The sequence below is a fragment of the Streptomyces sp. yr375 genome, from assembly GCF_900110755.1.
Lineage (GTDB): Bacteria > Actinomycetota > Actinomycetes > Streptomycetales > Streptomycetaceae > Streptomyces.
Window position 1 is genome coordinate 39,366 of record NZ_FOFF01000014.1, and the last position, 14,819, is coordinate 54,184.

The following is a 14,819-nucleotide window of genomic DNA, read 5'->3' on the forward strand; positions in this document are numbered from 1 at the left end:
CGACCCCCGCTCCGACACTGTCACGCTCAGCGGTCCGTCATATCGGCCGCTCGGGGGCTGACGCCAAGCAACTGGAGCTCGCTTGGCCTTGCGGTGGCTGCCGTACTTCGCTGCTGCAGTGCAACGGCTCCGGAGCGCAATCAGAGATTGTCTCGCAAATAGGCTCTGAGCAGCGCTTTTCTTGATCCCGTGGGGTGTGTAGTGCCCTTGTGTATCGCAGATAGTGCGAAGTCGGAAGTCGCCTCCGGCTCCTGCGCCCGTTGAAGGTTTTCTGCCCTGCGGCCTGGCCGCGAATAGGCCGCGGGCTCCGACCTGAATTCCGCAGTTGGTGGGCACTCGGATGCGTTGAAAATAGGGGTTGAGCTGCGGAAACGTGGAGAGAGCGGCCATGGAGGCGTGTGCCCACGTGGACGCGTTGCGGCTGGTCAGGCGGGGTCTGCGGCGGTGATCCGTGGCGGCGGTTTGATGCCGCAGTCGCGGTAGAGGGCAGCCTGCTCGCTGCTCAGCGGGGTGGTTTGGGTGATCTGTCCGGCGTCGCCGGTGAGGGTGACCTCGTGAACACGGCCGAGCTGGGTGCTGATCCTGTTCCAGGTCTGTCCGGTGCGGCGTTCGGCGACGCGGATCAGCAGCAGCGCGAGCCAGCACAGCAGCACGTGGGCACGGATGCGGTGTTCGAGACGGTGGAAGACCGGCCGCAGCTCCAGCACCGTTTTCAGATCACGGAATCCGCGCTCGGCTTCCAGGAGCGCCTTGTAGCCGACCGCGATCTCCTCCGCGGTCAGGTGCGGGTCGGAGCTGGTCAGCAAGTACTTGCCGTCCAGCCGTTCCTCTGCCTTGACCTTGGCGCGGTCGATGGCCAGCCGCCCGTTCTTCGACGTCCTCAACCACCGTTTCAAGGTGGGGTGTTCGATCAGCGCGCACTCGGCGCGCACGTGGGCGGCCTCCGCCCGCTCCCGAGCCTTGGCTGTGGTCGCGCGCTTGGCGTCGCGTTCACGCTGGGACCGGATCCGCTCGAGTTCGGCTTCGATCCGTTTGACGGCCTCTTCGCGGTGGTGGCGGTCGCGTTCTTCCTGGGCGGGGTTGTGGCAGATGACGAAGCGCCGGCCCGGGGCCTGGTCGAGCTTGACCTCCTTGACGCGCAGGTTGTCGCGGATCTGCTGGTAGCGGCCCTGCCGGGCGAGCGCGGACTCGGCCAGGTCGCCTCCGTCGTGCATGTGCATCCCGGCGATGTAGTGTCCGCCGGCGCGGGTGAGGTAGGCGAGATTGTCCGCGGAGGAGAAGCCGCGGTCGACCACGGTGATCACGCGGCCAAGCTTCCAGTCGCGCATGTCGTCCTTGACCTGCGGCAGGATCGCCTGGTCGCTGGTGCCACCGGGCCATACCCAGCACCGTACCGGGACGCCCTCTTTGGTGACGGCCAGCCCGATGGTGATCTGCGGCAGGTCGTCGCGGTGGTCCTTGCTCTTGCCGTACGTGCGGAACGGCGCCGCGCCCGCGTCGGGCTCGTCGCGTTCGAAGTAGGTGTTCGTGGTGTCGAAGAACAGCAGGTCGACTTCGAGGTTGAGCAGGTTGGCGACCGCGAAGAACACCGCTTCCTGCACTTCCGCCTGGGCGTCGGCCTCCACCAGCAGGTCCATGGCCCGGTATGCCTGGTCCTCGTCCATTGCCTCCAGGCCGGGTATCACGGCGTCGCGGCCGGCCCACTCGGCCGCCGACAGCTTGGAGGCCGGTGCGATGGCGCGGTTGGCGGCCAGCGCGAACAGCACGCGCTCGACGTCGGTGCGGAACCGGCGCGCGCCGAGGATCTTCTTCAACGCGGCGTCGATCTCCAGCTGCCGCCACAGGCCCTGCAGAAGCCAGACCGCTCCCAGCGGGCGCGAGCCGGTGACCTCCAGGCCGCCGCCTGCCGCCGGGGCCGCTGCGTCAGCGCCGTCCTCGCCGAGGTAGCGGTTGATCGAGGCGACCAGGCGACGCAGGCCGTCGGTGTCGAGGTGGTCCTCGCGGCCGAAGTTGTGCACCACCTCGGCCTGCGTGGTGCCGTTGACCCGCCGGTTGTGCGCGAGTTGGACATAGCGGACCGTCGTGCCGTTCTTGTTCTTCCGCTGGGTGGTCCGCAGATACATGCCCACAGCATCAACGATCACAGCAGGAAGATCAGTACCCCACGGATTAGGCGTGTGCCCACACCTTTCACGGGTCGTGCGTACCCCGCAATGCCATGACCTGCGCAGACACCGCTCACCCGACCCGTACATGCCTACGAACTGCGGAACTCAGGTCCGACATCGGCTGCTCCGAGCGGCATATGGCTGCACATATGCCAAGACCCCGTCCTCAGCGAAAGCGCTGGTGGCGGGGTCTTTGGGCACCTAATTCAAGGTGCCCCCGGCAGGATTCGAACCTGCGCACACGGCTCCGGAGGACGGACAGTCCCCACAGGTCTTGGCAGGTCAGTGGCTTATCTGACTGGCCGTCGAGCGCGCCGTCCCGCGCATGTCCCGCGAAAGTGAAATGCCCTGTTTAGTCGTCTTGTGGCGAACTTCAGTCTGATGCTCGTCAGTACCACGGTATGGGGAGGCGTTTCGGGGGGAGCGGGCAGGTCCTACGGCTTCTCGTCCTGATGGCCGGGGCGTGTGCCCATACCGAGTTTCCGGCTTCCGGGGGTCGCTGACTCAAGGCCGGCCCGGCTGTATGCAGGCGTGGGCATCGTCATTGATCAGGCGGGTGGTGTGCCCTCAGATCTTGATGACGGTGACGCGCCCGTGGCAGAGCGCAGCGAGGTCCTCGGGGTCACAGGTGAGAACAGTGACGGGTCCGGGGGCGGCCAGCGCCGTGGCGCTGAGCATGGCGTCGATGGCGTACTTGTGGCCGTGCAGGCCGACGTCGGCGAGGAGGGCGGCGGCGTGACGGGCGATGGGCTCGGTGACCGGTTCGATGACGAGGCAGGACAGGGTCCATTCCAGCGCTGGACGATTGATCCGTGGGTGGATCACTTCCACGAGGGTGGCTGCGGAGGTGATCACCCGCAGGTCGTCGGCGCGGGCGAGGGCGAGCCAGCTGGTGACAGTACGGTCGCGCAGTACGGCCTTGGCCAGCCCTTCGCTGTCGAGAACCAGGGTGCCGCCGGGGGTGGCGGGGGAGGGGGTCACGCGGCGTTCGCCCCGCCTTGGGTCTGCCGCTCTCGGGCTTGGTGGAGTTGGTCGCGCAGAGCCTGAATCTCTTCGTCGGTGATGGGGCCGTGTTCGGCCTCCGCCACCATGATGAGTTCGTTGAGGTTGTCCCGCTCGATCTGGCGGGCGACGGCTGCGGCGACGTAAGCGGACAGTCCGGAGGGGCCGCTGCGGGCCTTGGCGGCTTCGGCGATATCGCGCGGCATGGTGATCGAGTACTTGCCGGTAGGCTCACTCATGCCACCTATCCTACTGTGCATCATCCTCTGCCCGGATGAGGCTGGCAGAGACAGTCGCCGCGGGTCTGGCCCGACGCACGCTTGAATCTGGGGTTTGGGCGTACGCCGAGACTCCGGGGGCGTTGTCGCTGCCAGGCTTGCTATGGGCATCCGAGACGTTCACGTGTCAGAGAGGTGGTGGACGTTTTGAGTCGGCTCTTCCACCTACTGGCGGGTGTGGGAGGAAGCGCGGCAGTATGCGCTTCATCCCGAGCGCATCGCCTCGCCGTTGGCCGGACGCCCGTACGACCTGCGGCACGCGTGCATCACGCGATGGTTGAACGCTGGGGTGCCCATCGCTGAGGTGGCCCGGCGGGTCGGTAACTCGCCGGAGGTAATCCACCGCCGGTACCACGGCTGTATTGACGGGCATGAAGAAGTCGCGAATGCCAAGATCGCAAAAATTCTGGAAGAGGACGGCGACTAGTACTACAGCCGGTGGTTCACGTGCTCGTTGCTCCGTTCGTGGGATTGAGACTGCCACTGGGCATGGTGCAGACGGACGAGCTGACCGAGGGGCAAGTGGGGGAGCTTGAGGGGGAGTTGGAGGCGCTGTGCGCCTCGGTGGACGATGTGTTCGCGCGTCCGGCCTCCCGGGAGAATCTGCGGGCGATGGTGCGCGGGCTGCTGAGCGAGGTGCCGCGCAAGAACCTGTGGCAGCTCGCCGAGGCGGCCGGCCATCCCAATCCCGACCGGTTGCAGGGCTTCCTGGCCAAGGCCGCGTGGGACGCGGGTGCCCTGCGTGACCGGGTGGGCGCCGTCGCGGTCGCCGCCCTGGCCGCCGACGACGCGGTGCTGATTGCGGACGAGACCGGCGACATCAAGAAGGGCACCAAGACCGCCGGGGTGTAGCGGCAGTACACCGGGACTGCGGGCAGAATCGAGAACGCCCAGGTCAGCGTGCACCTGTCCTATGGATCTCGCCGGGGTCGCACTCTGATCGACGCCGAGCTCTACCTCGGCAGGAACTGGGCCGGCGCCACCGCGGAGCACGAACGCCGGTGCGCCGAGCAGGGCATCCCGCCCGAACGCGCGAACGCGGTGGCCACCAAGCCGGAGCTGGCCCGGCGGATGCTGGAACGGGCGCTGGCCGCCCCGGTGCCGTTCACCTACTTTCTGGCCGACGAGGCATACGGGCAGTGCCGGGCGCTGCGCGCCTGGCTGGAGGAACACCAGGTCCGCTACGTCCTCGCCGTCCCGAAGGAGGAGGTGCTGGCGCTGCCCGACGGCCGCACCCGGCAGGCACGCGAGCTGTGGGCGCTGGTGCCGGAGGATGCCTTCGAGCGCCGGTCCTGCGCCGACGACGCCAAGGGTCCGCGCGAGTACGACTGGGCCGCCGTCCAACTCGCCTCCGTTTCCACGGGGCTGGAGCGTCACCTGCTGATCCGCCGCTCGACCGTGCCCAACAAGAAGGACAGGAAGACCGGCGAACTCGTCCGGGAGACCGCCTACTTCCTGTGCCACACCCACCCGGACACGACCCCGGCCGGGATGGTCACCGCGGCCGGGCGGCGCTGGATGGCGGAGGAGTCGTTCCAGGTCGCGAAGGGGCAGGTGGGGCTGGACGAGCACGAGGTACGCAAGTGGTGCTCGTGGTACCGGCACACCACCGTGTGCATGCTCGCCATGGCCTTCCTGGTGACCGTCCGGAGCCGGCTCATACCCGCCCCACCGATGACTGCCGACCCCCGACCGTGAACGAGATCCGCCGCCTGTACGACCGGATCGTCCTCGCCCCCGCACGCACCGCCCGGACCTGGCTCGCCATGCACTGGCACCGCTGGCACACCCGCCACCAGACCCGAGCTCGAACCAGCCACTACCGCACCCGAGCCGCACGCGCACACTCACCGTGAAACCACCGGCTGTAGTACTAGGAGGGGCGAGCCTCGGCAGTGTGTCGGAGGTGTGTCGCGAAGACTGAGAGACAGCGAGAAAGAGCGGGAGTCAGTGAGACTGACTCCCGCTCTCTCGTGTTGGCATCCGCGCAGGTCACATACGGATTTCCCGATGTGGTTCGGCGAGTGCCCCCGGCAGGATTCGAACCTGCGCACACGGCTCCGGAGGCCCCGTGCATCCTGCGTATCTCCACTGGTCAGGGGCCTATCGGTGGCCCGCTAAGGGCACCGCAGGCCACCGATAGGCCGTGCGCCACCGGTGGCTACTCCAGAAGAATCTCCTCTGGGCGCCGGTTCGTGACCGCGGTCTCCCGCACGGTCAGTATGTGCTCGATGCAGGCTTCGAGGTTCCCGCCGTAATCGTCCCGAGCCATGCTCCTGAGCTCCCGAGCAAGATCCAGCCCATTGATCAGAACGATTGGGTACTGATCCTCGATCATCTCTGTTTGTGCGGGCACCGAGTAGGCGCCGGTCGTGACGTAGACACCGATCCAGCCGCGGCGAAGCCGAGCGACGACGCGAGCGATCTGCTCGGCAGTGACAAGACTGTCGAGCTTGACGCACTTCGCCTGTCCAAGGACGACGAGACTGGTGCCGGCCAGTCCGCTGCCGATATCGAGCCGACCGACGAAGTCCGCTCCTCCGTCGCCGGACCGTCGGGTCAGCCACCCTTCTACGTAGCTGTTACCAGCGCCACGCAGTACACGCGCTGCGACCGCGGAGGCGACTGCCTCAAAGTCGTGCTTGCGCCCGTCGAAGTACTTGTAGATCAACTCCAAGTCCTTCGCCTCGGTGGTCCCCGGCTTGGGCCGCTGCTCGGGAACCTTCGTCACCTTGGCACGAGCAACACGTCGGCGGAGCCTGGGCAGCGCCGAGTTGCCGTACTTAACCCACTCGCGCCAGGCCCGCGGAGCGAATTCGAGTGTAGCCACGTCGCTCACGGACTTGTTCCTCCGGGAGTCGATCCACTCCCACGAGACCTTGTCGTCCTCGTCGGTGAGGTCGATGAGGGCGATGTCGTAGACGTAGTTCGTGAACGTGGTGTGCTCGCTGCCACTCCACTGCACCAGTCGCTCGGCCCGCTCGATGACGCCTAGCCCACAGAACTCGACGTGCCCCTTGACTTTGCCACTGCGCGAGACCGCGCGGAATAGGAGCAACGGAACGGCGCTGACTCTTTCTTCTGGCGTGTGCCCTTGGTGCTTGACGAAGGCATCGAGCAGGGCGGCGTTGCCAATGGTCTTTCCGGGCTCGGCGGTCGTACTGGCCTTGTGGTCGCCAAAGTAGCGAACGTGCCCGTTGTCCATGTCGAACACGTCGTGCCACGGCGTCTGCTCCGTGCCCGCCTTCCAGGGGCTCGACCGGATGAGGATCGTCGGACGCCGGATGCCATCAGGGGTGCTGACCTTGGCCATGCCGTTGATGCCAGCTTCCAACAGAGCTCGCTTGAGGCCCGGCGAGTGTGTTACGTGGTGGAAGTTCGAGTAGCCGTCCAACGTGGGTGGTATTGGCTCCTTGCCGCTTGCGTAGCGCAAAACTTGCCCCACTCGCAGCATGCTACCGCCCATACGCTGGCCTCCCCATGGCAGTTTCTGCTGAAGATCATGCCATAAGCAGGCCTCAGCGTATCGGCTTCGTAAATGGCTATGCGAATCATTCCTCCGCTGACATGATCCGCAGGAAACTGCTCAATGCGATTACGAAGATTGTGTGGTCTCCGCCGCTCTGGAGGCGTGCCAGGTGGGTGACTCCGTGGTACCTCCGGTCGACAGCACCTTCACACTCAGAAAATGTGATCTCGTTGCCAGCGGACTTGCGATCTTTGCCGATGTCCCAGCAGACCATGAACTTCATGTCGGTCCATTTTTTCACTCCTGCGACGACATCGGCGAGGACCATGTCCGCAGAGACCTTGAATTCAGCTACTCCCTCGTCGTCGCGGACGTCGGTATCGTCCACGCCAGGCAGTCTTTCTCGCACATTCTCGTGTGTGAGTGAGGGAACGTATTGAAAATAAGAGTCATAGAAATCGAAGCCACTATAGAAGACGGGCTGGATATGCCGAAGCGCGCCGATTCCCACGAGCTCACTGAAGAGGGCAATAACGTCTTGTTCTGATTTAGGTTGCGTTTGGAGAGTAATGTCATCGAAGCCGGGAAGTGCCTTTGGAGACATCGGGTCTTGCCGTCGAAGGTGAGCCTTTACGGCGGGAGCGATGTAACCGGGCTGAGTCGGTGCTGTACGAGGCGGGCTTACGCGCAGGAACGGTCGGGACTGCTCGGCAACCCTGTTAGCGATGATTTCCTCAGTGATTCGGAGAAAGTCGTGTACGTTTGGAGGGAAGTCTTTTCTTCCGAGATCTGGCTCAACGCCGCGCAGGCTGTAGAGAAGCCAAGTTCGATCTACGTTGAAACCGCGGTGTGTGAGGGTGATTTCCCGTGACCAAGACGAAATCATTCCGTCAGTAGCCACCCGAAGGCTGGGGAAGTGAAGGAGCTTGCGATTCCTGGGAATTTTCCAGTTTTCGCCGAGTTGATCCCTGTACGAGGCACTGTACGAGAAGAGCGCGTAGACATGAACCTGATGTTCGTCGAGGAACTCTGAAATCTCCTCCGGCTCAGTCAGTTGCTCGCCGACCTTGGATCCAATGAGTTGTTTCAAGTCCTCAGGGGTGAAAACCCAGTAGCAAGCATGGTAGGCCTTTTTCTCCTTCGCTTGAGGCTCGGAATTGTTGTTGGACTTCAGCCATTGGCCAAGGTTCAAAACCTTCATGCCGCTCGCCAGGTCTTCGTGCGGGTAGCGATACGTGCTGGGAATGCTAATCGTTTGGGTTTTGGAGCCAGATTTATATTCGAGAGTTACTTCAAGGTTTCTCTTCTTGATTATGGCGGGAGGCTCCACCAAGCCAGCGGCAGTCTGATTTCGGATTGCTGTCGCGGCGTACTCGGCGGTCGGAAAAGCGTGCTTCAGGCTACGCGGTTCGGTTTGAGGACTGAGGCCGATAGTGATGATGGTTCCTGTTTCATTGAGCCTTCCACCGCTCTCGATCTCCGCGAGTTGCCCGACAGGGGGAGTTTCGTTATTAGGGTCCTCTACCCATGATCGACCGTTCTCCAAGCGGACGATGTAGTGCTCGTCCGCCGTGCGAGTCTCCAGCTCAAAAAAATTGAACCCATAGGCCAAAAAAGTAAGTCCCACTCCTTTGTGACCTCTTACGAGACCAGCGAGGAAGGCGGCACGCTTGCTTCCCACGTCCGGAGCCAACCACCTGCCGATGTTTTCACTGGAGATACCGCGACCATTATCGCGTACGGAAATCGTGTTCTGGTCTGTGTCCAGTGAAATTCTTACTTCGCCATTGCCATCCAAATTTTCCGCTGAAAGTACCTCGTCTACAGCGTTCTGGATGGGCTCGGCGATGACGTCGGCAGCATTGTGATAGCTTTTGATTACATTGATGACGCGCTGCTTTACCCACGCTTGGGTGTCATTCGTCGTGAGCGTTTCCAACGGGTGGATCTCGCGAGGCATCTCAACTCCCTGTCTTGAGCTGGTGGCGCTGGCTCAGGATCCCATAACCAGGCGACGTGTCGAGCCCCAACCAGATGTTGACGACAAGTCAGTCCATGGCAGCTGACGACTGGCTGACAGGTCGCCATGAAGCTTCTGGGGGTTCGCCTGGGCGAGTCATGGTGGCAGAAGGGGAGGCTGTGGCGATTTGGGGGCAGACTGTCCAGGGGAACTGGCGAGGTGAACCACTGGTGCGCAGTGTGCCGATGAAGCGCACGGCAGGTTCTCTCGAAAGACCACAAGAAGGTTGGGACCTTCATACCTACCTGAATCAGTCGGGCGCCGGGAATCAGGTTGCCCCAGCGCGATAGGTCACCCAAGTCGGCTGACGGTTGTCGGTACGGGAGTTGGGGTGACTCGCACATCTGCCCCTCCGGCGGCGCCGGCTGACACCCCGGATACCCGGCGGCTACGCCGACCGACCGGGGTCTCCTGGCGTCGATCACTCGACTGACCTGCGCCACAACTGCGCATCAGCCGCTCCGGATCCCCAGCCGAGTCCCCGCTTTTCCCCGTCAGTACCCGCAGGATCTGGCACACGAGTGGCACGAACCTCCCCCTGCCCCGCAGCTCCCTAGTTGGACGTCTCGCTTGCCCGAATCCTTGATCATCTTCCACAGCATCCCGGTTTGTCAGTGCCGGGTGATAGAGATGTTTCGCGGGGGTTGGCCCGCTTGGATGGAGGGTGGGCAGTATGCCCGGTGAAAGCCATGTCGATCACAAGGTCTTGGCGGTCTTCGCGGAAAACAGAGTGAACGTGCCTGGCGTGGAGGCGAAGGAGCGCCGTCGACAGGTGAAGCATCTCCGGGAGCGGTTGGAGGGGTACATCGCCGAACACCCTGACTACGATCTCGTCAAGCTCCGGGCGTCGGGCAGTACGGCGAAGCACACGGCAATCCGGCGGCGCCGAGGCGAGGGTTCCGACGCGGACGTCGCGGCGTACGTGCGTGTGGCGGACACCGACGTGGACGAGGCGGGTCTGCTGGAGTGGCTGCGAGACCGGTGCATCGAGGTATACGGAAAGACGAAGGTCGCAGAGGACTTCGTCATCTCCCAGCACGCGGTGGGGATCACCTTGAGGAGCTCCGGCCTGAAGATTGATGTGGCGCCGGTCCTCTACACCGGAGAACCGGACGACAAAGGTCACCTGATTACCCGTCAGGGCGAGAAGGTTTTGACCTCGGTCACCTTGCACCTGAGGTTCATCGAGAAGCGCAAGCACCCGGATGCTGCAGGGCCCGGTTACACCGAGCTGATCCGGCTGCTCAAGGCATGGATTCGTGAGGGCAAGCGGAACGACCCGGACCTGCGCTGCAAGAGCTTCCTTCTCGAGCTGTTGGTCGCTCACCTGTGGAGGCACGGGTGGAACGGCGAGCCGCTGAAGGTGAACGACTACCCGCGCGCCATCGAGCAGGTCCTGTCCTACATGGCGGTCACCGGCCTCAAGACCCCGATCGTGTTTACGGACTACTACCAGGCAGACGCCGTCGCCTCGTCTTCGGATCCGATCCAGATTTGGGACCCCGTGAATCCCGAAAACAACGTCGCCTCCAGCTACACCGAGTACCACCGCCAGCGACTGGTCGACTACGCCAACACGGCACTCGAAGCCGTCGCATGGGCTGCTGGTGCACCGAGCAAGGGCGAGGCGAACGACGCGTGGCGTGAGCTGTTCGGCCCGTCCTTCCAAGGAGCCTGACGATGACTGGGACGTACGCCAGATCGGCGTCCTTCACCATCACAGATGCCCGGTATGTGGGTGCGAAGGTCGGCGCCGACCTTCGCCTGCTCCACAACTACTACGGCAAGCCCAGCCTCGACCAGATCGAAGAGTACGTCGAGGAGGTGGCCCTACTGCTGCGTGACGGCTACCTGGACACGGTCGATTACGGGTTCCGGGACTCCGGGAGCAACGCGTGGAAGCTGCGCCTTCGATACAAGGCGACCCTCGGCGGGCAGCTTACGGACGGCCGCCCGGGCAGCCTGCCCCGGGCGGCAGAGGTCAGCGGCAACAGCTTTTACAGCTACCTCACGTACAGCCAGAAATTCCACGCCCTCACTAGCACCGAGCAGAGCAAGGTCAAGGAGGCCCTGCCGTTTCCTCGGAGCGGAGCCGCTGCCCCGAGTGCCCTTTCCGGTACCTCCACGGCCGGCCAGGGCTATGCCCGCAACGGTGCGGGCGTCACCCGCGACGTCTACGTGGCTTTCTGACCTCGATTGAACAGCAGAAGGAAGACCGAGTGACCAGCCAAGACGACCTGTTCCACCCCGTGATCGAACTCCCCGAACCTGTTCGCCGAGCCCGGTACAACCGCCTGGTGGGCCTCGACAGCATGAAGGCGCGCTTGCGGAAGGAAGCTGCCTTGCTGGCAGACCCACGGCTGTTGCGTGTGTGGTCCGACAGGCACCACGGTGGTGACGTCGCCGCGCTCACGCTGTTCGCCGATCGTGCCCCTCTGTTCGTCTTCTCTGGTGACGTCGGCTCCGGCAAGTCCGCACTCGCCGAGTCGTTCGGCTGCGACCTCGCCGACCAGCTCGATCTACCCGTCTTCCTCTACCGGCTCAAGCTCGCCACCCGCGGCAGCGGCTTGGTCGGCGAGATGACCGCCCTGATCGGCGACGCCTTCACCCACCTGCACGCTGAGGGGCGCCGGGCGCAGGGGGCCCGTGGGGTGAACTCGGTTCTGATCCTTGTAGTGGACGAAGCCGACGCCCTCGTCCAGTCCCGCGAGGCGCAACAGATGCACCATGAGGACCGTGCCGGAGTAGATGCTTTCCTTGCCGGAATCGACAGCCTTGCCAGCGCCAAGATCCCAGTCATCGTCGTGCTGTGCACCAACCGCGTCGGCGCTCTCGATCCAGCGGTCATGCGCCGCGCAGCCGCCACCTTCACCTTCACTCGCCCAGACGTTCAGCAGCGCCACGCTGTCCTTACCCAGGCACTGGACGGCCTCGCCATCCGGCCTGAGACCGTGGACAAACTCGTTGCTGTCACCGGCCCCAGCACCGGCCGGCCCGGCTACACCTTCTCCGATCTCACCCAGCGGCTGGTCCCGACCGCCGTCTTGCATGCTTTCCCCGACGGCCCTGTGCGCGACGAGGACCTCCTCACTCTCGCCGAACAGCTGGAACCCAGTCCCATCTTCACCGAGGAGCGCTGATGGAACCTCTGCCGGCCCCGAGCCCCACCAGCGTCAGGATCGCCGGTGACCACTACCAATGGCTCGTCGCCTGGGAAGGCTGCCTGGCACTTTTGCGCGAAAACGCGGCCCGGTCCGATAACCCCGTGGTCTCGGTGGGGGTGGAGCTGGACGGCGTTGGAAACCTCGATGACGTAGTCCTTCTGCGCCGCACACCACCGCACACGTACACCCAGGTCAAGTACACAGTCGACAGTTCCACGCCCGTCAACGAGGAGTACCTGACCAAACCCAGTAAGGACGGCGGCCCGTCTGTCCTGAAGAAGATTGCCAAGGCATGGCGGACGCTGACGGCAGACGGCATGCCTGTCGACCTGGTTCTGTCCACCAACCGGGCACCCGACGCGGCCGATCCACTCGTGGCCGTTCGGGACTCCCGCAGCCAGCTCCTGATGCCTAAAGCCGGCCTTCAGGGTCCTCGATCAGCGCTCGGCGCCGCCCGTATTCGCTGTGCGGCGGCAACGGGCTTGAGCGAAGGTGAACTCCGTGAGCTACTTTCCGTCCTCCGCTTCGACCTGGCTCGCGACCAGACTCACGTCCAGGAACGCTTGCAACTGCTCATGGCCGTAGCTGGCTTGCAGCACGATGAACACGCAGTGAGAAGTGGGGCTGACTGGGTCGCCAAACAGGTCCGTGCAGGACATCGCACCCTCACCCTGGATATGGTCAAGGCGGCCGTTGACACTCTCGGCCTCAGGGCTGGCCCTGCACGGGCAGTCCTGTCGATCGCCACGCTCAAGCCGGACCCGGTTGCTGGCGACGCCGATTACGCAATCGACTGGGTGGACCGTTTCGATGGACCAGACGACTTCACCAAGCGTCGCCCCTTGGCCCCTGCCACGTGGACGCAGCTTCAGACAGACATCGAGGCTGCCCCTGCTCGCCTCCCGCTAGGTACCGCCGCGATCACTATCACCGGCAGTTTCCGCTTGGCACCCGCCTTCCTGACCGGCGCTGCGTTCCGTATGGTCACGGGTGTCGACCTGGCTGTTCTCCAGCGGGGTCAGCTCTGGTCTACCAGCGAGCCGTACGACACCCCACAACCCCCGACCATCCATGAGCAGCCCGTGGACCAAGGTGATGATCTCGCCGTTGCGATCGCGGTCGCTACTGACCCCACCGAAGACGTCTTGGAGTACCTGCGCGAACAGCAGACGCCGGTCTCCAAGATCCTCGTCCTTTCTCCACCTGGAGGGGCCAAAGATCGCTCCATTCCCGACTCTGTGACTGCCAATGCTCTTGCTATCGGCATTCGCGATGTCGTTCGCCGCGCCACCCGCCTAGCCCCGCGTATTCACCTCTTCATTGCGGGCCCAATGGGGCTCGCGCTCCTCCTCGGGCACCGCTGGAACCGGCTTCGACCGACCGTTGTGTATGAGGACGTTCGCACAGCGCAGGGCTACGAAGCCGCCTTCACTATCCAGGCATGACGACATAATTTGCCTTCCGGGCCGGTGTCGCTCGCTGACTGTTGCTGTGCCTCGACACACGAGGCCACCAGACGCCGGCGTCTCCTCGAACTCATCCTGTCTTCTTGCCCTGGGTCTTGCAGGGGATCTTGGTGGCCTGCGTTTTCGCTGCTCAGGGGCGGTGGACTCGTGCGCCTGGTGGTCGTTGTTGGCCGTCATTGGCCACTGTCGAGCGACGTCGGACGGCCCAGGGACGGCCCAGCTTCGCCACACTCGCTTGACGGCCGGCACCCTCGATGCGCCCCGTCTGAACCTCAGCTGGCGACAGCCAGCCACGACGGCGGGTGCGCCGACCGACCACGCACGCGTATGCCTCGCTACACCCCCACCGGCCTTGGCCACGCTGCCCATGCCGTCGACCAGAGAGAGCCACGACGGCCGGGCCGCTATGACGGTGCTGAGCCATCAGCTTGGGAAGCTGCGGGCACTTTGGGTCAGTTGAGGCGCTGACCTGGGCGAACCGTGGACCTGCCACCTCGTGTGGATGGGCTGCTTTCCCCGTCATTCCCCGCTGTTCCCCGCCTATCTGGTGCGCCTGTGGTGCACGGGCGTTGTCAGTGGCTGAACGTACGCTGTGGAGCGTTGGGTCGGTCTGCTGTCTCCGTAAGGGGAGCGCGCGACCAGGGGGGTGGCTCAGAAGAGACCCCCGAGCCATGTCGGTCCGGGAGCTCGTGCAGCTTCGACACCCCCCGTCAAACAGCTACCAGAGGTCCCGGACCGTGCGCGGATCACTTCTTGCGACGCCTGCTCGCACGCTTCTTAAGTTCGGCTTGGCCACGCTTCGCCCAGTCCCCCTGATGGAGGTAGCAGCGTGACGTGCCCTTCAGCGTCTTGTTCTGACATCGGCCGCCAGTCGCCGTCGGCCAACCGCACTTCCCCTGCTTCCATTCACCCACGGTGTGCGCCCCTCCCGTTGGTTTCCTTCGCGTCTGAGCATCCAGCGTGTGGCACGTAGCCGGCACAGAGCAGGGCGCACGGTCAGCGGAACCAGTTGATGGAGGCGCACGCGGGGCAGTACGGGGGGACAGCTCGTCTGGATGCACGCTGTCCAACTGTGTTGGTGGGGAGCGGGGGTGTCGGAGGCGTTCTTCTGGGTTCATGGGCGGTCAAGCTCGTGCACCGAGCCTGACCGGTGGTCCCCTGTGAACGGCCGTGAACGAGGGTGAATGAGACGGAAACTGAGATGACGGGCGGGGGAGCTGCCTCACTCCTTTCCAGGTGGGATGAGGCGATC

Annotated in this window: 10 protein-coding genes, 1 tRNA gene and 2 pseudogenes; 7 read left to right on the forward strand and 6 right to left on the reverse strand. The window is 64.2% G+C overall.

Annotated elements, in window-relative coordinates; genetic code table 11:
* Positions 1 to 425: 425 nt before the first annotated feature.
* From BMZ82_RS16580 to BMZ82_RS16590, 3 genes are all read right to left on the reverse strand, one after another.
* Positions 426 to 2,123 (reverse strand): IS1634 family transposase, encoded by a 1,698-nt coding sequence (locus tag BMZ82_RS16580; protein ID WP_093776405.1) that lies wholly within the window; start codon positions 2,121 to 2,123, stop codon positions 426 to 428.
* A 612-nt stretch (positions 2,124 to 2,735) separates the two neighbouring features.
* Positions 2,736 to 3,149, reverse strand: coding sequence for a PIN domain-containing protein (locus BMZ82_RS16585; RefSeq protein WP_093776407.1), 414 nt, complete (start codon positions 3,147 to 3,149; stop codon positions 2,736 to 2,738).
* The gene (locus BMZ82_RS16590) at positions 3,146 to 3,409 is read right to left on the reverse strand and encodes a CopG family transcriptional regulator (protein ID WP_093776409.1); all 264 of its coding nucleotides are present in this window, start codon (positions 3,407 to 3,409) and stop codon (positions 3,146 to 3,148) included. Before BMZ82_RS16590 ends, BMZ82_RS16585 begins: the two co-directional genes overlap by 4 nt.
* A 190-nt stretch (positions 3,410 to 3,599) precedes the next feature.
* On the opposite strand from BMZ82_RS16590, the pseudogene BMZ82_RS16595 reads away from it, so the two are divergent.
* The 3 genes and pseudogenes from BMZ82_RS16595 to BMZ82_RS40710 all read left to right on the forward strand — a co-directional run.
* Positions 3,600 to 3,875, forward strand: a pseudogene (locus BMZ82_RS16595) (site-specific integrase); the annotation flags it as partial.
* Between the two features lie 62 nt (positions 3,876 to 3,937).
* Positions 3,938 to 5,146: pseudogene (locus BMZ82_RS16605) on the forward strand (IS701 family transposase).
* Positions 5,143 to 5,304 (forward strand): hypothetical protein, encoded by a 162-nt coding sequence (locus BMZ82_RS40710; RefSeq protein ID WP_177244525.1) that lies wholly within the window; start codon positions 5,143 to 5,145, stop codon positions 5,302 to 5,304. Before BMZ82_RS16605 ends, BMZ82_RS40710 begins: the two are co-directional and overlap by 4 nt.
* Before the next feature lie 169 nt (positions 5,305 to 5,473).
* On the opposite strand, the gene BMZ82_RS40715 is transcribed toward BMZ82_RS40710, so the two are convergent.
* The 3 genes from BMZ82_RS40715 to BMZ82_RS16615 all read right to left on the reverse strand — a co-directional run bounded on the left by BMZ82_RS40715 (position 5,474) and on the right by BMZ82_RS16615 (position 8,877).
* A tRNA-Arg gene (locus BMZ82_RS40715) sits at positions 5,474 to 5,551 on the reverse strand.
* A 58-nt stretch (positions 5,552 to 5,609) separates the two neighbouring features.
* Positions 5,610 to 6,761, reverse strand: a complete 1,152-nt coding sequence (locus BMZ82_RS16610; protein WP_093776611.1) for a restriction endonuclease — start codon at positions 6,759 to 6,761, stop codon at positions 5,610 to 5,612.
* A 238-nt stretch (positions 6,762 to 6,999) separates the two neighbouring features.
* Complete coding sequence (locus BMZ82_RS16615) at positions 7,000 to 8,877, reverse strand: ATP-binding protein (protein WP_093776415.1); 1,878 nt, start codon at positions 8,875 to 8,877, stop codon at positions 7,000 to 7,002.
* A gap of 733 nt (positions 8,878 to 9,610) precedes the next feature.
* Here BMZ82_RS16615 and BMZ82_RS16620 point away from each other — a divergent pair.
* The 4 genes from BMZ82_RS16620 to BMZ82_RS16635 are packed head-to-tail and all read left to right on the forward strand — an operon-like array spanning position 9,611 to position 13,546.
* On the forward strand, positions 9,611 to 10,615 hold the full coding sequence (locus BMZ82_RS16620; RefSeq protein WP_256251944.1) for a CBASS oligonucleotide cyclase: 1,005 nt from the start codon (positions 9,611 to 9,613) through the stop codon (positions 10,613 to 10,615).
* 2 nt (positions 10,616 to 10,617) lie between these two features.
* Complete coding sequence (locus tag BMZ82_RS16625) at positions 10,618 to 11,127, forward strand: HORMA-1 domain-containing protein (RefSeq protein ID WP_093776417.1); 510 nt, start codon at positions 10,618 to 10,620, stop codon at positions 11,125 to 11,127.
* A 29-nt stretch (positions 11,128 to 11,156) separates the two neighbouring features.
* A complete protein-coding gene (locus BMZ82_RS16630; RefSeq protein ID WP_093776419.1) occupies positions 11,157 to 12,077 on the forward strand; it encodes an AAA family ATPase in 921 nt (306 codons plus the stop codon).
* Positions 12,077 to 13,546: an SAVED domain-containing protein gene (locus BMZ82_RS16635; protein ID WP_093776421.1), complete on the forward strand. Its 1,470-nt coding sequence runs from the start codon at positions 12,077 to 12,079 to the stop codon at positions 13,544 to 13,546. The genes BMZ82_RS16630 and BMZ82_RS16635 overlap by 1 nt, the downstream gene beginning before the upstream one ends.
* The last annotated feature ends 1,273 nt before the right edge of the window (positions 13,547 to 14,819 follow it).